General features: G+C 41.1%; 15 protein-coding genes. 3 read left to right on the forward strand and 12 right to left on the reverse strand.

Annotated features, from left to right (window positions below):
- Positions 1 to 2 precede the first annotated feature (2 nt).
- The 6 genes from B3E00_RS03430 to B3E00_RS03455 are packed head-to-tail and all read right to left on the reverse strand — an operon-like array spanning position 3 to position 5,559.
- Entirely contained in the window at positions 3 to 716 is a 714-nt protein-coding gene (locus B3E00_RS03430) for an ABC transporter ATP-binding protein (protein WP_293885462.1), read from the reverse strand.
- Complete coding sequence (locus tag B3E00_RS03435) at positions 713 to 1,963, reverse strand: nitrous oxide reductase family maturation protein NosD (protein ID WP_293885460.1); 1,251 nt, start codon at positions 1,961 to 1,963, stop codon at positions 713 to 715. Before B3E00_RS03435 ends, B3E00_RS03430 begins: the two co-directional genes overlap by 4 nt.
- A gap of 10 nt (positions 1,964 to 1,973) precedes the next feature.
- Positions 1,974 to 2,423, reverse strand: a complete 450-nt coding sequence (locus tag B3E00_RS03440) for a nitrous oxide reductase accessory protein NosL (RefSeq protein WP_293885458.1) — start codon at positions 2,421 to 2,423, stop codon at positions 1,974 to 1,976.
- A gap of 1 nt (position 2,424) precedes the next feature.
- Positions 2,425 to 3,024 (reverse strand): hypothetical protein, encoded by a 600-nt coding sequence (locus tag B3E00_RS03445; RefSeq protein WP_293936940.1) that lies wholly within the window; start codon positions 3,022 to 3,024, stop codon positions 2,425 to 2,427.
- 11 nt (positions 3,025 to 3,035) lie between these two features.
- Entirely contained in the window at positions 3,036 to 5,024 is a 1,989-nt protein-coding gene (gene nosZ, locus B3E00_RS03450) for a Sec-dependent nitrous-oxide reductase (RefSeq protein ID WP_293885454.1), read from the reverse strand.
- Positions 5,025 to 5,082: 58 nt separating this feature from the next.
- The gene (locus B3E00_RS03455) at positions 5,083 to 5,559 is read right to left on the reverse strand and encodes a c-type cytochrome (RefSeq protein WP_293885452.1); all 477 of its coding nucleotides are present in this window, start codon (positions 5,557 to 5,559) and stop codon (positions 5,083 to 5,085) included.
- A 262-nt stretch (positions 5,560 to 5,821) separates the two neighbouring features.
- Here B3E00_RS03455 and B3E00_RS03460 point away from each other — a divergent pair, with 262 nt between their 5' ends.
- The 3 genes from B3E00_RS03460 (at position 5,822) to B3E00_RS03470 (ending at position 8,441) form a co-directional block, all read left to right on the forward strand.
- Positions 5,822 to 6,433, forward strand: a complete 612-nt coding sequence (locus tag B3E00_RS03460; RefSeq protein WP_293885450.1) for a Crp/Fnr family transcriptional regulator — start codon at positions 5,822 to 5,824, stop codon at positions 6,431 to 6,433.
- A 40-nt stretch (positions 6,434 to 6,473) separates the two neighbouring features.
- On the forward strand, positions 6,474 to 7,709 hold the full coding sequence (locus tag B3E00_RS03465) for a hypothetical protein (protein WP_293885448.1): 1,236 nt from the start codon (positions 6,474 to 6,476) through the stop codon (positions 7,707 to 7,709).
- 399 nt (positions 7,710 to 8,108) lie between these two features.
- Positions 8,109 to 8,441: a hypothetical protein gene (locus B3E00_RS03470; RefSeq protein ID WP_293936942.1), complete on the forward strand. Its 333-nt coding sequence runs from the start codon at positions 8,109 to 8,111 to the stop codon at positions 8,439 to 8,441.
- A 189-nt stretch (positions 8,442 to 8,630) separates the two neighbouring features.
- Here B3E00_RS03470 and B3E00_RS03475 read toward each other — a convergent pair whose 3' ends face one another.
- The 6 genes from B3E00_RS03475 to B3E00_RS03500 form a co-directional block, all read right to left on the reverse strand.
- Complete coding sequence (locus tag B3E00_RS03475) at positions 8,631 to 10,193, reverse strand: DUF4832 domain-containing protein (RefSeq protein WP_293885445.1); 1,563 nt, start codon at positions 10,191 to 10,193, stop codon at positions 8,631 to 8,633.
- 43 nt (positions 10,194 to 10,236) lie between these two features.
- A complete protein-coding gene (locus tag B3E00_RS03480; RefSeq protein WP_293885444.1) occupies positions 10,237 to 11,451 on the reverse strand; it encodes a SusE domain-containing protein in 1,215 nt (404 codons plus the stop codon).
- A gap of 123 nt (positions 11,452 to 11,574) precedes the next feature.
- On the reverse strand, positions 11,575 to 13,221 hold the full coding sequence (locus B3E00_RS03485; RefSeq protein WP_293885442.1) for a RagB/SusD family nutrient uptake outer membrane protein: 1,647 nt from the start codon (positions 13,219 to 13,221) through the stop codon (positions 11,575 to 11,577).
- Between the two features lie 11 nt (positions 13,222 to 13,232).
- Entirely contained in the window at positions 13,233 to 16,229 is a 2,997-nt protein-coding gene (locus B3E00_RS03490) for a SusC/RagA family TonB-linked outer membrane protein (protein WP_293885440.1), read from the reverse strand.
- Between the two features lie 435 nt (positions 16,230 to 16,664).
- On the reverse strand, positions 16,665 to 17,828 hold the full coding sequence (locus tag B3E00_RS03495; RefSeq protein ID WP_293887686.1) for a glycosyl hydrolase family 28 protein: 1,164 nt from the start codon (positions 17,826 to 17,828) through the stop codon (positions 16,665 to 16,667).
- Positions 17,829 to 17,913: 85 nt separating this feature from the next.
- Positions 17,914 to 21,978, reverse strand: coding sequence for a hybrid sensor histidine kinase/response regulator transcription factor (locus B3E00_RS03500; protein WP_293936944.1), 4,065 nt, complete (start codon positions 21,976 to 21,978; stop codon positions 17,914 to 17,916).
- Between the last annotated feature and the right edge of the window lie 199 nt (positions 21,979 to 22,177).

A 22,177-nucleotide genomic window follows, 5' to 3' on the forward strand; every position in this document is an offset into this window, starting at 1 on the left:
CTCTAATTAGACAGGTCGCGGTTCTGCATCAAAAAAGCGATTGCTTTGGATAGTTTTTCAGTACCTGTATCTTCTTTTAATTGCTGCAAGCTCTTATGAAACTTCAGCTCTCCTTCCTGCAGAAAGACAATCTGCGATACAAACTCATCGAGATCACTAAGTACATGGGAACTGATGATGATCAGTTTACCGCGTCCGATTTCTTTCTTGATTTTATCCTTGAGAATTTCGGTAGACAGAGGATCCAGTCCTGCTGTAGGTTCGTCCAGGATGAGTACCTTGGGGTCAAACATAAATGCGATACAGGCACTTACTTTTTGTCTTGTACCACCGGAAAGCGTCGCCATCCGTTTTTCCAATAGCTTGTCCACGCCGAAAGCCTGATAAAGATCCGAATCCGTCTGGGGCTGTTTGCGGATATCTTTGATCATATCCAGGACCTGTTTGATGGACATATTCTCAGGATATTGACCGATCTGCGGCATATAGCCAATATGGTTCCGATAAGCCCATTGCCGTCCAATGTCCTGTCCTTCAAAAGTGATCCGTCCGGCACTCGGCATGACCATACCTAGGATAGACTTGATCAAGGTGGTCTTACCACTGCCATTGGGGCCAATTAGGGCAACGCATTCGCCGCCATTCAACGTCAGATCAATGCCCTTTAATGCATTGAATTTGCCAAAGCTTTTCGTTAACTGCTGGATACTAATCATACTTTTATTGATTTCATGCGAGGCTTATCGTCTTTAAGCCCCTCGGGTGTCAGACTTGGTAATAGCTTTTCAGTCCGGTCGAACAACATGGCCATAAAACTTCGAAAAAGTAACATCGCCGAAGGATAGCGCTCAACCATCATCGAGAATAGGCTTACGGGACGAAAAGGGATATCCCCAAATCCGTCTTTATCCAGATCGTATCCCTCGTATTTGTCCCAATAGTTATGCACAAAACTGTTGAGTGTAAGGGTGCCATTGGTAGCAACATCAAAGGTATTCTGAAGAAAATTATTGTCTTTAAGCACATTGTCCATACAGCTCGACTGAATCTTGAGCCCCCATCCGTTGCTCTTAAAATTGTTATGTTCAATATGGATTCGATTCGATCCTTCCATAAAAATACCGGTGGTATTGCGGCTAAACTGATTGTTGATGATCTGACTATCAGAAATATCTTTGAGCAACAATCCATAGGCGGCATCGCCCCAATTCTCTTCGAAATTATTGTTTTCCATATGGACATGCTTGGTATACATAACAGCTACACCTGCACCATTGCTGCGAAAGGTGTTTGAGATGTAACTGTTCTGATGGGAAAACATAAAATGGAGACCATAGCGCAGATTTTTTTCAGAAAGATTGCCCTGTACTCGCGTATGGGTCACAAACTCAAGATAAATACCGTCCCTATGTCCTGACACTTCATTATTTTCAACACTTAAACTATCTGATTTCCAAGCATGAATACCATTACCAATCAGCTGTTCCGCTGTACCAAAAGCTTTGAGGATATTGCCCCGTATTTCAACGTTTGTCGCATTCTGCACATAGATCCCGAAAAAATTGTCCACGAGCTCATTGTCAAAAATTTTGATATGCGCTGTATTGTAAATTTTAATACCGGCAATATCATTCATGGAAGAATGTCCCGAATGCTGTATTGAAAAGCCTTGAACAGTAACCCCCGGCGATTTAATCGAGAGCGGTTCATATTTTTTCTCGCCGTCCAGCACAGGTTTTCCCAGGCCTTTCAGGAAAATTGCCTTATCAATAACAATATTCCCCTCCTTATACACACCCGCTGCTACTAAAACGGTATCACCTGATTTCGCTTGTGCTAGGCCAGCCTTTATTGTCCCGACAGACTGCCCCTTTCCTACCTGAATGGTTGTCGCCGATACAGGCACGTTTACGAGCCAAAGACAAGCCAATGCACAGTACAACGCTAAAGCTAGATTCTTCATTGTTATTCATTTATTTCCATAGATCATTCCAGGTCATCACCGTGCCACCGATCTCTGCTTTGACCTTATCCAGTTCGACGCGTTTTTCAAATACAGCAACATTGCCTCGCATTGGGCTTTTCAAGCCTTCACTTTTGAGATAATATGCACCTTCAGCCGGTATGAGCTTATGGCTAACATAATCCGGCAGGTAATAAACGGCAATCTCTTCTTTTTTGACCGAGTTCCCTTTGACAAAAGCGATCATACATTGTACGTCATCAAAATTAAAGACCCGCCCCTTTTTTGTCTGCAGCTGCGTACCAAAACGCGCGTCCGTTATTGTCATCTTACAGTGGGCACATTGCTCGCTACCGTATTTAATAGGCTTGGGTTTATTGTTGCCCTGACAGGCCTGTAAACTACACATAAACAGCAATATACTACTACAGATCAACGCAAATAATTTATAGTTTCTCATATTATTTTAGTTTTAGGGTTTTATTATTTTGCCACTCCTGCACTGTACAAAAGGCCAAGATAATTCCACAGAGTATAAAGATCCATCCCCCGATATCAGGTATAGAATAGGCGCCAAAATTTAAAAGCTGTTTGTATCCGATCAGTGGTGGCTGATAAGACATTCCGGGAACTTTTATCGGTGCAGATGGATCGAGCTGATGCCCATAGTTATATTCCCAGATATAAAAGTCAACCAGGGCTGCGACTCCAAAAAGCAGAAAACAAAAGAATAAGCCATAGAGCAGTTTTCTATTCTGCACGAAACCGGTAAGCAGAAAAGCAAGCGCAAAAAATAAGATGATATAAGGCAAGACCGTAAATTCTATGAAATCTTCCGCATGCAGCGTTTTCATCCCGATATAGTGGTTCAGTCCGTTGATAATATCAACTTGTCCGGCCAACTTGTTGCTGTAGATCTGTAGTTCTAACCCTTCTGGGTATTGTGCTACGTCGAGCTCAATACGCCAGATGGGTAGGAAGATGACCGCTACCAGGGCCAGGCCACTCAGGATCAAAAGAATCCGATGCACTGCTGACAGGTGACTTGTAGTTTTCATCATTGTAGGTTATATTAATTGGTCTTCTCTTGCGGTTGATTGGTTCCCAGACTATAAATCAACGGAACGTTGTTTCCTTTTTTTGATATGCGGATATAACCCTGCATCTCTTGATGTAGCGCACTACAAAAATCAGTACAGTAGAATGGAAACACACCTACTCTATCCGGAATCCATTTCAACGTCTGTGTCTCTCCTGGCATAATGAGCAATTCACCATTCTTTGCACCTTTGACAGCAAAACCATGTGGCATATCCCAGTCCTGTTCAATGTTGGTCACATGGAAATAGACTTCATCGCCAAGCTGTACGCCCTCAATATTATCCGGCGTGAAGTGTGAACGGATGGATGTCAGGTATACATGTATCTGATTACCTTTACGCTCCACGCGTGCATCTTTATCTCCTTTGGCGACATATGGGCTGTTGTTTTCTTCAATTTTAAAGATTTTCACACTTTTATCTTTTACCTTCTCAGCCTTAATGGCTTGCGCATAATGCGGTTCCCCAATCGTCGGAAAGTCTAACAACAACTGCATTTTGTCTCCCGAGATATCAAACAATTGGGCGCTCTGCGCCAACTCAGGTCCAGTAGGAAGAAAGCGGTCTTTCGTGATTTTATTATACGCAATGACATATTTGCCGTCTGGATTTTTGGTATCTCCTCCCGGTATCATCAAATGACCTGTTGAGTAAAATGTTGGTGTTCGGTCTAGCACCTTTAAATCTTTAATATTCCATTTGACCAATTCGGAGGACACAAAGAATGAGGTAATTGCATTTCCTTTACCATCGAATTCCGTATGTAGTGGGCCTAAACCAGGTTTTTGTACTTCACCATACAGTGCAGATTCGTATTTTATAATTGGGATCCCACCGAATTTACCTTCAAATTGTTTTTCCTGGATTGCTTTCTGCATTTTAGCAAATGAAAATACAGGTATGACAGCAGCCAATTTACCCGATCCTACAATGTATTCTCCGGTAGGATCAACATCGACACCATGCGGAGATTTAGGACAAGGAATATAGTAGCATAGCCCCTCCAGTTCCTCCGCCTTCAATACGACAGTTTCTGTGTTGAATGTTGTCTTCGCAGTATGGGACTTCTCGTCGTAAGTGTTATGGGCATACTTCAAACCAGTTACCTTTCTCCCCCTTCCGGCTTTCAAATATTCTTCGGCTTTTTTCCAGTTGACGGCTAATATAAAGTCCTTATCATTTTTGGAAGCATTAACTTCCAGCAATGTATTTGCCTGTTCAGTATTGTAGGTGGAGAAGAAAAACCAGCCGTGAGAAGTCCCTTTACCGGCTCGGCTCAGGTCATAGTTTACACCGGGTGTCTCAATCTGAAAAGCTAATTCCATGTTGCCATTATCCTTGCTTACGCTGACAAAACTCAATGTTCCGCGAAAATTCTTTTTGAAGGTATTGATAGGTACATCGCCAGACTCGCCGTCAAGCGGTACCGAAAATCGGGTTCCTGCGACAACATATTCGGTGTTTTCAGTTATATAAGGTGAGGAGTGGTTTCCACCGCTATTCGGGAGCTCGAGGACTTCTGCCGTACGAAAAGTTGTCAGATCGATCCGGGCAATACGGGGGGTATTGTTAGCATTGACAAATACCCAACGACCGTCGTAGTTTCCATCTGTTTTGGAAAGCTGCACATGGTGTAAATCGTCCCAGGGTACATTGCCATGGGACGTTTCGAGCATCGGTTTAGTCTCTTCACTAAAGCCCCAGCCCTTTTCAGGGTCTAGTGAAAAAACGGGGATTACACGCAGTAATCTGCCGGATGGAAGTCCGTAAACGGAGAGCTGTCCACTAAATCCCCCAGATACAAAATTGTAAAATTCATCGTATTTCCCTGGGGCAACATACACCTTCTCGGCGGCATCGCCACTCACGGCGGATCCCGCTCCTTTGGGTTTACAGGCGTGGAAACTTGACAACATTGCGCTCGCCATTAGGCTCGTCAATATGTATTTTGTTAAAGTCATTCTATTCTTATTTTAAGGTTAATACCTATGCAGTTTTGTTGATTCTTATTCAGCTTTATTATTTTACGCCATCATTTTGTCGCATAAACTCCAATACCTTTCGGGCTTCCTCATCCGTTAGATTCTGGTTGGGCATTCGGACCATACATAATTCAAGTTGTGCCTGTAATTCAGGATCCTTATCGATCATCGGATCAGGGTTCGTGATAAAATTCATGATCCACTGTGGCTTTCTCCGTTGTGTCACGCCTTTCCACCCGGGTCCTACCAGCTTTTCGTCGGTAAGCTTATGACAGGAAGCACATTTTAAATCAACAATCATTTTTCCGGCTGTGGCCATTGGCGCATCCAAATGTTCGCCGATTTCAACCTGGTCAAATTTTCCCTCACCTCGGTGTGGATCATATCCACTGGCGTCATTTGCCGTAGCTCCAGTTTCGTTCGCACTGTTGGCAACTGTTTTTTTCTCGCCATTGTTTGATGAACAGGAGTAGATAAATAATCCCATCAAACAGCATACAATTAGCTTTCTCATCTTATTTTGGTTTTGTATTCAAACTTGATTGTGTTTTACGTAATCCAAAGGTATAGGGGAAGGTTGTAGCTATTTTATGAGGCAAATCATAAAGTGCTTCAGCTTCAAAAAAAACACCGACCAAAAGACATAAAACACTATATATAAGCACATTAAAACAAAATTGATTTTAATCACTCATTCCTGTGACCAACATCAACATCTATTTTTCGATGATGCTATATCTTTATTCCGTATAGTTAATTTTAACTAATGTCGAACGATGATTCCAAGCGTAATACTTCTCGAAAAGGGAGCGAGCAGCATACATGCCGATGTTGGTGAAATACTTTTTCACGAGGACAGCATGGCGTTATTTTATTATCAGGTGTTAAATGGACGAGTTCGTCTTTCTAATTTCTTGTCCGACGGCCGAGAAGTCCTCCATAACGTGATCTGCGCCAACGAGGGATTTGGTGAAGTGGCCATATTAGACAACGGACTGAATACAGTAACAGCAATTGCAGACAGTTCATGTACTTTGTTGAAGATCAGTTCGAAAAGATTCTTCGAAATCATGCATGAATACGGTCATCTACATCATGTAATTTCACAAAAGATCGCCCGTGAGCTGCACTTTAAACTATTCATGATCAAATTAATTTACAATCGCTCACCTGAAGAAATCCTGTCCAATCTGATTCACAAATTAAATGAAAGCAAAAGGCTCGTTTGTCAGGAATGCAACCGACTTATGCTTACGCGCCAACAATTGGCAAATATGACTGGACTACGAGTAGAAACAATCATCCGGACAATGAAGCAAATGGAAAAGGATGATAAATTAAACATTGTCCGCGGAAAAGTCTTTGTTCCCGCCGATGGCATAGATTGAACGCTGAAACAACGATACCGCGTTCTGAAAAAATCAACATATGAATAAAATAATGAACTATTTAAGTATTAAGAAATGGATCGTCATTACCCTATTCAACTTGCTTATCGTCGGTATTTTGGGATTGATTATGCGTTTAAAATTTTTATTTCCCATTCCCTGGATCGACCAGAAAAACATCATGCACGCACATTCGCATTTTGCATTTTCAGGCTGGGTATCCCAAGCGCTCATGATCTTTCTCATGATGACCGTTCTGGAAATAAAAGTCAATCAAATTTTATGTAGAAAATATCAGCATATCCTATTGGCCAATTGCACAATTTCTGCAGGTATGCTTATTTCCTTTTTATGTACTGGTTATAGTATATATTCAATTATATGGTCATTCTTATCAATCCTTGTCTCTTATTGGTTTTGCGCTCAATTATTCAGGGATCTTAAATCATCTATGCTTCCTCCAGCTCTTTCGATTTTAATAAAGGCGGCCCTATTTTTCAATATATTTAGTTCATTTGGAACCTATTTTCTCGCCTATCTCAAAGCGACCCACCAAATGGATCCATTAAAACAACTTGCATCGGTCTATTTCTATCTTCATTTTCAGTACAATGGTTGGTTTTTCTTCGCTTGTGTCGCCCTGCTTGCTGGCTGGCTGTATAAACATGGTGGTAAAATACCCATGAGCCCACGTTTCTCGCTCACCTATGCCATGACTGTTATACCTACCTATTTCCTATCCGTGCTATGGTGGAAGAATCTACCTCTTTGGTTGTATATCATTATCGTTATGACAGTCGGATTGCAATTTGTTCTTTGGGTAACCTTAGCAAAAAGAGTCGTCAGACTGATCCGAAACAATGCTGCACTTCGCTTAAACCAAGACACAGCAAAGATTTGGATATGTGTCCTAGCGGCTATTTTCCTCAAGCTGTTATTACAGGGTCTGTCCGTCATACCTGCGCTGAGTCAACAAGCTTATGGCTTTCGGCCAATTGTCATTGCTTATCTGCACCTCGTTCTTTTGGTGATCATTACCCTCTTTTTAATTGGTTATGCTTTTCAGATTTGTCTGCTAAAAATGGAACAAGGCGTTCACTACGGTATTTACGGTTTACTTATTGGAATATTTTTGAATGAATTTGTATTAATGTTACAGGGGATAGGTGGATTTCTGCATTATCCTATCGCTGGAACACATCATGTGCTAGCATTCGCAGCTGTTGTTATTGTTGTAAGCCTCTACAGGATAATGCGAACCCAATTGCGCAAATAATGCAAATGGCATAATCTTCATGGGCCGGTAAATGCTCCAAATTAACGAGTTTAGTATTCATGAAGTTCTTCGATTTCAACATCAATTTAATAACCGTATAATTTTCTGATGATTAGAGGATGCCTGTACGCAATACAAAGTTTAGTTTATTCCATTTTTTCAAGGATTTAACAACTTCGCTACGGCTTTGACTGTAGGTCTGGTAAGCCTGATTTTTGCTGACAATCGCATTAACTTCCTGAGCAAAATAAATATCGACTGAGTCGCTGCGAATAATAGATCGTCTCTCGCGAATACTGATCGTTCACCTCACGCAATTTTCTTGTTCTTACTTTTATTATGAGAGAATTAAAATATGCTCAAAGGGCATACATTATTTAACAAAAAAACTTAAAAACAATGAAAAAATTATTGATGAGTGTGATAGCCGTTGCTACGCTATCAACTGCAGCTTTCGCCAGCACAGATGCAAACGCATCCAAAGAAAATGTCAATGTAAAAACAACTGCCTACAAGGTAGCCAAAACCAATGTAGATGCTAAAACCACCGCCAAAACAAAAGAAGACAATTCGAGGTTGATTAGATGTGTCTACGTATTAAACGTATACAATAATAGTGGCCAAGTGGTAGCTACGCATACTTCGGAAACGTATGTAGAGAACTCATGTTCAGGATTCTTCGGAAATTGCAAAACGATTTATAGGCATATGCTAGCCAATGGCGAACTATAGTCTGAGAATTATTTCGTTCGGATTATAAGATTTTATCTAACCTTAGAATCCGTTATCGGAGGTCAAATAGGGTGTGTTCCGGCAATGTAAATAAAAAACGACATCAGAAAGGGGCAGTCCGGTCAGGACAGCCCCCTTTTTAATTAAAAAACATCCAATAATTTTGCATTCTAACCTTCATGCAAACTATTACAGTACCTGTACTCCCAATAACTTTAACCATCCAGTGCTGGTAATATCACCGTTCACCGCAAGCCGTATCCCAGGCTGATTATCATTTGTGGTATCTACAATAGCGACGGCCCAGGTATAGTTCCCCGTAGGAAGATCAACAATAGCTTTCAATTCGTAGGTCATCGGGTTATTTTTAAGCCAGGTCGAAGGTTCTCCTTGATCATCTACAAAAACCTTTTTAACGTTATTTTCGCCGTCCAGAAGGGCAAAGGCTACCTTATATTTATAGTTCCACTGCGGAATATTATTAGGGAAATAACCCCAGCCCATATTCCTCCAACGATGGTTAATTGTTGTTTCAGTACCGACATTGACTTTTTCCGGTAAATAAACCCGATCAGGATATAAACGATAGCCCCCCTCAGATATAAAACGTTGACATAACGTAAAGGACTTGGTAAACCAGCTTTCAATTTCACCGATCCGGAAATCCATCATGTTTACAGCCGCTTCCAAGGAGCTGTCAAATTCACCCTGCCGAACATCTTCGGGGTGGTTTTGTCTGTATTTACCGCTGGGATCAGTCCAATAACGGTGCGTACCTGTGGTTATCCAACCGCCCTCCATAATAACGGGACGTTTAAAATTCCACACCTTAGCAAAATTCTTCTCCCAGCTTTGGTAATAATCTGTCATTCCAAAGGCATCTTGACGCAGACTGTAGCCTTTATTGATCATTTTATTCAATAACTTCTCCGAATTGGGGTTCGCAGCTCCACTGCCCGAAGGGTCACCAACCAGACGATGATAATTAATCAGTAAGGGTACTTTTGTAAAATTCTTGGAATACACATCGGAAATCCAGTCAACAACTTCTTCTTTAATGACTTCAATATTTTGACCGGAAGGGTGATTAGGATCTTCATAAATTACACTATGCCCTTCCCCCCACAAACCGAGTCCATAGGCATCGACAAAAGAGGTTTTATTTAAATCGTTAAAATCCTTCGCTAGTTCTTCAATCACCTTGCTATAATATTTCCTAAAAATAGGATCTTGCAGTACTGGTGTTTTTCTATCGGGAAAAGAAGGATTAGCCAAATAATACTTAGCGCCTGCATCGAACACAAACTGCGGCGTATTTGCACCTTGGTCGCGACCGTCGACAACGATACGAAACGCGATGGGTAATCCTTTATCTTGTGCTCCTTTGATCATTTTGTAGATTGCTGTGCTAGGATCTCTCCAAGCATACACGCCATCTGCAGGATTAAAGGTTCGCCAGCTGGTACGGATATAACAGGCAGATGCATAATCAATCGCTTTGACCGTTTTACCCAAATCAGGTACATAAAATTGGGTATCCCAATAAGAAGGGTTTCCCGAAGCCGAAGCGTACATTACCCAACCATTTAAGGGATTACGAAACATAGTGCTCCTGTTGTAACTGGGTTTTACCAAGGTTCCTGATATATCTTTTTCGATATCAGCATCATTTTTCTTGCATGAAAATGCTAGAAAGCAAAGCATGACAAGACATGCTTTGAGATAGGCTTTTTTATAGGTTATATTTTTCACTTTTAGAAATGTTGAGGTTAACTTGTATTTTTTACCCGATCTCTTATCGTTTTAACGCCAGAATAGTCATATTTCTTAAATCAAGGATCAACACATTTGTGGTGGCGGGAATGGTGAAATATGAATCGCGATTACCCTTTATCGTCCCCCCGCCCATTTCGGTTACTTTTCCCAAATTGAGAGACAAAGTTTGCGCGACGCCGTCGGACGTAGGCGGAGCACTAAATGCGTAAGCCAGATTTTTGTTGTTACTGTTATCTCCGGTCACAATAAACTTAGTAGTACCAACTCTACCACCAGTATAGACCAAAATTTGCGGATCGGCCAAACTTACCTGACAATTCATTTTAACAGGCGCTCCCCAACCATTAATACTCCCATGCATCCATAAATCCGTCACGGTGGTCGTATAAGGTTGATCTCCTGTCCATATCACGGTTTTTGCGGAAAGTGCTTTCGCCGGCGAATAGATCGTAGCGGTAGCTTTCTGCATATTGACCACGACACGGTACTCACCAGCAGTTTCTATTTTCCAGGAGAATACTGTTTCTCTCATCTTTATCCCGACCGCATTACCATCGTTTATTGCTGCGCTCCCATCGGCAGTAACCACATAATTGGTCTCTCCGTTAAATTCGACAGGAATTTCAAGTTCGCCCGGCTGCAAATTCAATACATAAGCATATTGATCTAGGTTTTCCAATGTTTTTGGCAGCTCCACCTTAGTTCCGCCAACGGCGCTGCCGCTCAAGAACACTTTATCGGCATCAAAAACAACCGTCTTGATTGGATTTACTGTAATTCTTGCCGTCCTCACCTCAGGTGCTTCAAAAGTACCGCCGCCCTCCCATTGAGCAACTACCCTAAATTCCAGCGTAAAGCTCTTGTTTGCTGGTATACCCCACTTTTCATTGGCCCAATTTTGTAATTGTTCGGAAGTAAAGCTTCTGCTAAATACATTGTCGTCTTCATAGTTAAATATGGCCGTACCCGTACCGAAATTGTTCCCCACCACATCCAACATAGTGCTGTAGCTGACCAAATGATCATCTGACTGTGTCCTGGCAGGCTTCCAGTTAAATGTGACAATATCTTTGGTCATATTGACCTCGTCCAGCGTAATGTTTTCTGACGAAGGCTGAAGCTCCATCGTTTCATTGACTTTGGGTATATCCTGAATCTCCTGTTTGCACGATAACTGGCACAGTACCATGCATAAGAAAAATAAAGCTTTGTATAAATAATTGATTATTTTCATTGGTTTATGTTTTTACTAACATTTGGATAATATCATGCGCCTGACCGGCGCAACTGCTGTTTTATCATCAGATCGGGAAACTGCCGAAAATTCGAGCGCCATTCGTACAGCTTCCCGCTAACATTAATTATACCCCGGATTCTGAGGGAATGGCGCTCCTGTATTTGCATCCCTGATCACCTGCGGAATAGGCCACAGGATATTATTATCCGTAATTTTATCCTTGATCGCATTATTATACTTCTTGACACGCTCTACCAAGGTATTGGTCCGCACTAAAGTGAATCTTCTGCTTTCTTCTCCAACTAATTCGCGGATACGCTCATCGAGCAAGAAATCCATATTGATTTGAGCACCGGTGATTTCGGAGGCCCCGGCTCTTTTTCGCACCTCATTGACAGCTTGCGCAGCTTTATCAGGCATATTTTGCCCCAAATAGGATTCGGCAAGTAATAGATAGGTTTCAGCCAAACGAAATTTCATACGGTCTTTGTAGCTACCGGATAGACTTAGATTTTCTGGCCGTCCATAAAAGAATTTTGTAATCGCTGGAAATAAGCTTTTTGTCGTAAACCAAGTTTGCTCAGTAATATTAGCCTTTTTGCCATAAAGCGAGGTCTCGTTTACGTTGTTATAATACCAGTTTCGTTTAATATTATGGCCCGAATTACGGATATCATTTGCTTCAAAAATACCCGCGACATTCCCTGTTGCATTTGTTCCAGTGGTGCCAACCCACCACTTCATCGGAACCAATTGTGCGATACCACGACCGCCCAAGGTATCCGCCAAAACAAATCCCGTAATGGTCGAGTAATTCGGTATCCAAGCCCTACGGGTCCAGTCATCTGAGTTGGTTCCACCACCGATTGTATTAAACTGAAATTGCAATACCCAGATACTTTCTTTATTACCACTTTTTCTATTTTGATTATTTTCCAAAAATAAATCGCTGAATACATCACCCGGTTTACCGCTATTCACCCCATATCTACTTTTCATAAGGTTATAATAACCACTATTGATAACGGCCAACGCTGCCTTTTCCGCTTCGGCATGATTGCCCTGTAACAGATATATTTCGCTTAGCAAATGGCTTGCGGCCCATTTGGTCAGCTTACCTTCTTTAACACCGTCCGGATTCGTGGGCAGATTATCCACCGCAAACTTTAGGTCGTCTACCATGTGCCCGATCACTTCGGCTTTGGGTGTACGGGTAAAATTAAGCTGAAAGTCATACAGAATGGTTTCTACATAGGGTACATCACCATAAAGGTAAACCAAGGTACGATAAGCATAAGCACGAAAGAATCGAGCTTCGGCCTGGAAACGTGCCTTATCTTCCGGCGTATCCCAATTGGTGTTTTTTTCGGAATAAACCAGCATCAAGTTTGCAGAAGAAATAAGATTATATGCCCAATTCCAGTAAGTGCCCACAAACCGCTCTGAAGCGGTAAGCGTGAGGTTAGCAAAAGCCATCAAAGAACCATCACTATTAATTGCGTCGGCGATATCTGTCGATACTTGTAAGGCTTCGTATGGACAAGCGCCATTGTGAATAAACGCCCCACCTTCACCATAGGTATTGTATTCAGAACGCGTGAGTGCGTATAAACCAGCACTTCCCACTTCGAAACCGTAGGTACTGGTATACGTATTGGATGGTGCCAGTTCAGTTTTGAGCTCTTCCTCCAGAAACTTCTTACAGCCTCCCAAGGTGAACAATACGATAAGCCCTAAACTTGTTGTGATAATATTTTTTATTTTCATGTCCTATTCGATTAGAAATTTATATTTAAGCCAAACATATAAGAACGTGCCGTTGGATAAGAGGCCATCCAGCTATTGTCATAATTGAGCACCTCTCTGATATTAGAAATCGTATTCAGATTGTTGATGCTGGCATTTATATCAATACCATTTACACCTACCTTTTTAGCAATTTTTTGCGGTAATTTATAGCCGAAGGTGATATTTTTCACCTGCACATAGCTCACCTTTTTATAGTACCCGTGCCCCAATGGATTGAGATAGCCCGGTGAAACAATCGTCGCATTAGAATTCTCCGGTGTCCAATAATTTGCATCGTGTACATAGTTAGTAATTCCGAAAGTCCAGGCCCCCAAATTGGCCATATGATCGTCGCGCCAAACACCAAAAACACCAGTGATTAAAGCAGATGCATAAAAATTTTTGTAAGAGAATCGGTTGGCCAAAGAAGCTGTGTAACGTGGATTTTTAGATCCGATAACCACTCTGTCACTGGTCTCTATCTTGCCGTTACCATCGCGATCATACAGCTTGGCGGCCCCAGGAGCTGCCCCGTCAACAGTAATGGTTTCTCCATTTTGCCATACACCGATCATTTTATAATCGTAGAAAACTCGCAAGGGTTGACCAATAAACCAATTATTAGCAATATCATCTATGCCATCCCCCCTTAACTCGACGATTTTGTCACGATTTAGAGAAAATACAGCAGTCGTATTCCATTGGAAATTTTCGCCTTTAACATTCGCCGAATTTAAAGTGACCTCAATCCCTTTATTTTGAGTTGCACCAATATTGTCCCAAATTCGATTGTACCCATTCATAATAGGTACGGTACGGGTCATCAACAGATCTTTCGTTTTAGAAAGATAGGCATCAATAGTTCCGCCAAACCTGTTGTTAAATAGTTGAAAGTCCAGCCCAAGATTTGTCGAATAGGTCGTTTCCCATTTCAAATTAGGGTTACCGACACCATCTCCGGCCAAATATGCTGTAGTCACCGCAGCGCCATCATCGCCCCAGATATATTTTACATTGGAATATAAGCGGTCTAAAGTGCGATAGGGTGTAATTGCCTGGTTACCGTTGGCTCCATAAGAAAGGCGGATTTTCAGCATGTCAAGCCATTTGACATTATCTTTCAGAAAGCGTTCTTCCCCAATTTGCCATGCCGCTGCTGCCACAGGAAAGAATGCATATTTATTGTTGATACCAAATACCGAAGCCCCATCTGTACGTCCGGTCAAGGTCAATAAATACTTCCCTTTGTAGGCGTAATTTATTCTACCCATATACGATAGCATGGCCGACTCCGACAACGAAGCACTGTTGGAAACAAGACGGCTGGCCGAACCTATCATAAAGTATTCTGTATCATCAGTTACAAAACCAGCCCCGCTTTGTCCCGTCGACCAGCTTTTTGTTTTTTGCATACTGAATAAACCAGTCACATCAAAACGATGATCGCCGATCTGCCGCTCGTATTTAAGCAAGTTCTCCCAGGTATAATCGTTATAATTAGAATTGTTGATGGAAGCACTGCCTCCGGCCTGTGTACCCTGATCCCTGCCTTCAAAGGTATTACGCCCATAATAGGTTCCTGTAAATCCATTGCGGTAATTATAGCCAAAATTTGATCGTAAGGAAAGACCTTCTATAGGCAACAAAATATTGGCATATCCCGAAAGAAAGAAATTGTTATTATATCTATCCTGGATCGCATTGACGTTACGCATCGGATTGACGATCAATGAGTACTCCATAGGTTCAGGAACATACTTACCAGATTCGTCCTTATAACTACCATAAGGACTTTGCTTAATGGCATGCTCCAAATTTGGTGTAATACCACCGTCACTTTTTCGGGTGTATTGCAACCCAATACCAGTCGTTAGCCATTTATTAAAAGTCTGATCCACATTTGTGGTTATATTTAAACGTGACAACTTGGAATTATACACTACACCTTCTTGATCTAAAGCTGCAAGGGCAGCCATATATTTTGTGTTTTCAGTACCCCCGGAAATGCTCAATTGATGATCCGTGGTCAAAGCTTTCCGAAAGACGTAGTCTTGCCAATTATTGGTAATGCCTTTCGCATAATTACCACGCTCAGTTACACTAATAATATCGCCTGCTATAGGATCTAACAACGCACCAGTATACCCCTGCTTGATACGGGCAATGTCTTGTTGGAAGCGGATATATTCATTGGGGCCCATGACATTGATACGCTGCATTGGCTCAGCCATGCCAATCAAACCTTTATAGTTTACTTGCGCTCTACCTAGCGCTCCTCTTTTGGTTTGTATCAAAATAACACCATTCGCCGCTCGAGAACCGTAAATAGCCGATGCGGAAGCATCTTTTAGGATAGAAAGGTTTTCAACGTTATTGGGATCAATATCTGCCAAAGATCCGCTGTATGGAATACCATCCAAGATAATGAGTGGACTATTATTGGCCGAAATTGAATTTTCGCCCCTTATCAACAAGCTTTGCGATGCCCCTGGCGCAGCTTCACCGGTGGTAATGGAGAAACCGGCCACCTGTCCCACCAAGCGATCCATCAGATTGGAGGTCGATACCATACCTAGCTGCTCTTTTCCGACGACAGCCAAGCCTCCTGTTAGATCTTTTTTCTTGGCTGTACCATAACCGACCACAACGACCTGATCCAAAACATTCGTTCCAGACATTTTCACATGGATGACTCCTGATGGATTGACTTTTACTTCCTGGCTATTGAAACCAATATAGGTAAATAGTAGCGTAGCAGTGGGAGCCGCCTGGATAGTAAAATTTCCATTTGAATCGGTCTGTACACCATTTCTCGCTCCCTTAATCATGACCGAAACACCTTTAAGTGCTTCTCCCGCATCATTAGTCACCTGACCCTTGACTTGCATTTGATCTGCTGCTTGCGAATAAGCGTAATTGGATGCCACCGCCAATAGGGTAGCACTCATTATCCAGCTCCTGAGCCAGATATGTATCTTTTGTATCATTGATTTATAATGGTTAGTTTAAAATTACCTGTGTTCTTTACTTTCCCTTTCTCGTAGAGAACATATATTTGAAATAATTATGCTTCAATAGGCTTGGACTAATTTAACTTCTTGTGATAAATAATAGGTGAGGCTGCAAACACATACGCAATGCGGAAGGCAACATCTCGTTTGCCGACCTATTGACGAAATACAATATTCCGAAAAGTAATGTCATTGGTTTTTGTAAAGTTGGGATTACCCTGCGTGAGCCTGATCACGTGGTCGGGAATAATTTTCATACACATATTTTCCTTTTTAAAATTGGTTAAGACAAAACTATAATCATCACCAATTCCTAGGGTTCGTTTTTGTACGAAAATGGTTTGATTTTGTACAAAAGGCAAAAACAGGTGTTTTTGCCTTAAACAAATGAGATCGCGAGCGATTGTATCACTAATTTTTTATTTCCATTACGTGATCTAGAAGTACAGAATCGCTTTGTTGCACATCAATAGCCTCACCTTGCCCTTTGTACAGGATGTCTCTGAAACTGGCCTGGGAAATACCGCTGGCTTTTATAGGTTGATGACTGATGAAATTCCGCACAAACAAACCTTTCACATGCTCGGCATACTCAACCACTAGACCTTGTTTCGCCAAGGGACTGATGACCATATTGTCAATGAAAATATTGCTTATCCGGAGTTTACCTACAGGCATAATCCGAATAGATCGGTGTGAGATCGAATAAAAGTCCTGCCAATTTTGGAGATAAATAGTCGAAATATTGTCGATTTCACCCCTGTATATCGAGCCACTGACCACATTAACATTTTCTTCACCAGCTCCCACTCCAGTATCTGTCAAACCGATGTTAATAAAATCGTCGCCACTTTTTCCTCTACAATTTGAAATAAGAATATTCTTACAGCCAAAACGTATGCCCATCCCATCTTGGTTTAAGATCTGATGGTCAGTTCCATCCACATTCACGGCTTGCCTTACGTTAAAAGTAATATCGCTTACCTTACCATTTGTACAGCGCTCTAGCACCAATCCATGCCCATGATAATCTTTCAATGTAATGCCACTAACCTCAAAAACATCGGTATAAGCCAATATAATGGCGTGATTTCGCCAACCACCCTTTTGATTCATTCCGGGTTTGCCAGCATCAGTGCCATAAGATTGGTCAAATCTGCTGGGATTTAGCGATAGCGTTTTATTATGATCGCCGGTAGCTCTTGGATGATCAGCTCCTTCTAGAAGGACATTACCTTTCCCAATGATCTTGATGTTTTTTAATGGAGATATAGTATTGATTCCCAATCCAGAATTCGCTGAACGAATAAAATTATCCCGACATTTATCGGAAAGCTTAATGGTGCAGTTATTCAATTCGAGTTCAAAATCACCAGGAAGTAAAATGGCCTGATCAATGAGCCAAACACTTTTTTTAGCTATGGCGTCATATTTCGGTATGACTACTTTTCCAGTACTGTTTTTTGCCGCATTTATAGCCTTCTGTATTCGTTCAGACTGCGTACCAGTTTTATAATTATTGGGACTAATATACATTTCATCTACCGCTTGGTTGACTGCTGCTGTCAAATGCATAATATTACATAAGCAAATAAAATAGCTAAAGAGAAGCACTCTTTTAAAAATTATCATTTTCATCATCGTTAGGATTGGCTGTTTTTCATTTCTTCCCGCTGGAAACTTTCTTTTTAAAATCTGAAGGACTTAGTTCAAACTGCTTTTTAAAACAGACACTAAAGTACTTGGCATTGTTAAACCCGGTCTGATAAGCAACTTCCGCAATGGTCAAATCCGATTTCTCCAACAGATAAGCACTTCTTTTCAGACGCATATTCAAAATAAACTCTTTGATCGACATGCCCACAATATCATTTATTTTCTGATAGAGGATGGTTCTGCCCACATTCATGTCAGCCACAAAGTCTTCTACGGAATAACTGGCATTATCGATGTTTTCTTCAATGATCCGAATGGCCTTAACTAATAGCTCCTCATCCATGGATGTGACGGTAACATTGGACGGATCCACTTGAATATGTTTACTGTATTTTTCTTTTAATTCCTGCTGGTTTCTTAAAATGGTTTCTGTTTGTTGCAACAGATAGTCGATATGAAAAGGTTTATCAATAAATACATTGGCACCAAATTCCAACGCTTTTATTTTATTCTGATTGTCATCTCCGGTACCAGAAATCATAATAATCGGAATATGGCTAGTCTTAAAATTTTGCCTCAGGCTACGACAAACATCCAAACCACTTCGATTCGGCATGATTAGATCCGTAATAATGAGTTGTGGATAGATTTTTTCAGCTTTTATTAAGCCCTCTTCTCCGTCACTGGCAGTATATACATTATATTTTTCAGCCAGACGTTGCTCTAAATAACCCCGAAGTTGTTGGTCATCTTCAATGAGCAGGATATTATCTGTCTTTTTTATGCTTTTGCATCCCCTTTCAGGCGCAAAAATATCCGGGGTGATGATCTCATCGATTTCAGAAACCGTGTAATCATAAACATTAGATTGCATATCTCCCGAGCCGGCCTGATTTTTTAAAGGCAGGGAAATGGTAAATGAAATTTTATCGGTCTTATTGACCATCCATATTTTGCCTTCCAGCACATCTACGAGTTCCTTGACAATGGCAAGCCCAAGTCCTGAACTTTCTTCGAAAGTTGGCCGATGGGATGATAGCCTGTTGAAAGAGGTATATAGAGTTGAAATCTGCTCTTCAGAAAAACAGTCACCGGTATTTAAAATTTCAATGGAGATATATTCGACTTCCGTCATATTCAAGGATGAAAACCGTTCTTTTTCCTCCGCCGTGGTAGGATAGATACGTACCCCCACATACCCATTATCAGGTGTATATTTTAAGGCATTAGAGAATAGATTAGTCAATATTTTTTCGATAACATCATAATCAAAGGCGACATACAAGTTATCCTTAAAAGCCGAAATATTCGTTTCCACACTTTTTTTGTTGGCATAGAGCTCAAATAGGCCAAATATATCGCGTACAAAATTAATAAAATCACCAATTTGAGGATTTAGGGTAATTTTTTGACTTTCAATTTCCCTAAAGCGCAACAATTGGCTAATCATACGTTGAATTCGAGAGACATTCTTCTCTATTAAATCCATGTAAACCAAAGCAGTATCATGAGGTACAATAGTTTCTCTGAGTTGCTTAAGCGGCTGTAATACCAAAGTTAGTGGTGTTTTTAAATCGTGCGAGATATTGGTAAAGAAATCAGTGCGCGCCTGGTTCAGCTCATGCATATTCCGTTCCTTTAAACGCTGCAGCGCCAACCGCTCCTTAAACACTCTTTTATTGCTATAATATCGCATAATAAAAAAGAGCAGGGCAGAGATAAGGGCAACATAGCAACAATAAGCCCACCAGGACAAAAAAAATGGTGGATCTACGTGGATGTATAAGCGCGATATTTGATTGCCCCATTGTCCATCATTATTGGAAGCCTTGATCTCGAAAGTATAATCTCCAGCCGGAAGATTAAGAAACTGTACAGATTTTTGGTTGGCATGACTGATTTGCCAATCTTCACCAAGCCCCAGCATACGATATGCAAACTGATTCTTTTCGGCAAATAGATAACTATTCGCCGAAAACTTAATTTCGACATTAGACTGATTACTAGAAAGCCTTATCTTATCTCCCTTTTGGTTGGACAGGCTTCCAATGTCTTTGGATAAAATCGACGAGCCGTCATCGGGTTTAACCAAGGTATTGTTCACCAGAAATCCTGTAAAAAAAACTTTTGGTTTTTGCGGATTTTTATTGAGGTACGTAGGATCAAAAAGTAAAAAACCATTGGTGCCGCCAAACAGCATTTCGCCTTTGGAAGTTTTGTATGCAGCATGTATGTAAAATGAACCAATATTATCTTCCTGGTAGAATCTCGCTTTTTCAAATGCTCTGGATTTCAAATCGAAGAAAAAAAGACCATCACTGGTACTTAACCACACATTTTTCGTAACGGCATCTTCTAAAATACCGAATACCATTTTGGCCGGAAAACCATTGCTTGCACTATAATTTATATACGTTCCGTCTTTTTTAAGCACGTTTACACCTTTCCCTAAGGTCCCTAGCCATACATCGCCATTCGAAGCCACGGCATAACTGCACAGATTATTTGCAGAATAGGAAGCATCCTTGACCATATAGTGCTTTAAAACGGTTAGCGTATGAGTATTTACGACAAAAAATCCCTGATGGCTAATTAAACAGAGCTGGTTTTGCTTATTCACATATAATGCTTCTACTTCTAGATTCAACTTATTGCCTTTGGAATCCTTGATTCTAACCATTTCTATCGGACCTTGTCGGTTCTTGCGATATAAAAATGATTTGTCGGGATCTGTCATCCACCAGTTACCCTCCTGATCGTTTGCAAAATCATACACCGTCAGCAGTTGCTGGCTTTCCGGAGAGCGGAAATCGAAACTACTGAAACGCTGATTGTTTACATCATAACTACCAATTCCACCATTATAGGCAGAAATCAACAGGCTCTTGCTTGCTTCGTCAAACTTAAGCCGCTTAATCATATTGGGACTTGGCCCCCTATCCTGCGACTTTTCGGGATGAATAAACTGATCTTTTTTCCTATCCCAGTAATTTAGGCTCCCCCCCTCTGTACCGATCCATATATTTCCCAGATGATCTTCCTGAAAACTACTGACAATGGGATGATTCAGACCGCCAGGGCTCGGTTTAAAGTAACGTACTCTCGAATCGTAAAGCGAGCAATAGGCGATTTTACCGCCGTAGGTACCTATCCAAACACCCTGATCCGGATCGGGATAAATTGTCCAAATGGAGTTATTGGGCAATGAATAAATATCGTTCAGGTTCATCCGCAAGGTGCTGCTACCTTCATTGGCGGGATCATAAAGGAATAATCCTCCCTGGGTAGCCACCCAGATCACCCCAGTTTGGTCCAAGTACAGTTTTTTCGTTAAAACGAATGAATTTCCAGCAACCGCTACCGGAATTTTCTGCTTTAAATTACCTGTCAAATCTGTGACATGTATTCCTCCCCGCGGTGTTAAAAAGTAATACAGCCCACGGTATGCAACCACATCGTTCACCTGATTTGCTGTACTGCTAAAATCCGCAAACTGAACAAGGCGCTTTTTAGACATTTCTACCGTGTGTAAGATTGCATCTTGGGTTAAAAATACTTGGTCTTTGACACTCAATACATTTTGAAAAGACTTGTTTTTGGGCAACAAAAAACTTTCTATGTGTTCATTTTGTGGGTTATAGCGGAGTAAACTATTTTCAGAGAGCATGTAAACTTGACCATCATGATGTAGACAAACTGAACGAATTACTCCGGGGACAACGATATGAAAAGAAAACCGTTCGTAATTAAATTTTAACAAACCCTGTCCCGACGCTAAAAATAAATTTCCTTTTCTATCGCGAATTAAAGAACCATAGCCCCATTTCTGCTTTGGCTTCATCGCCGAAACGATATCGTTTAACTGATAAAAGCTATTGCCATCATACATGAAAAGTGCATCGGGTCCGGTATACCACATACGCCCTAAACTGTCTTTAGCAATGCTTTGAATACCGCCATAATACGAAGTTTCGGGCATGAGGTGAAACCGGTATCTTGAAAGATCAATACCGAGAACACATTGCCCCCAGAAAATAAAAAAACAAATTATTAGACTGTATTTATTCATTTGCAGATGCTTCTAAAGCTGCTTAAAGTTCAATCAGAGATTTACCGACACGAGTTGCAATCAAAATGCTCAGCGATATTATTTACAAACAGTATTCCGTTAAACTACGATTCTCATTTTATTATACAAAGAGTCACGTCCAAATTATGGCATAAGTTCTTTTTCAGCAAGTGAAATCCAAACCAATCAAAACCGCCAA

This window comes from Sphingobacterium sp. UBA5996, from assembly GCF_002429765.1.
Taxonomy (GTDB): Bacteria; Bacteroidota; Bacteroidia; order Sphingobacteriales; family Sphingobacteriaceae; genus Sphingobacterium.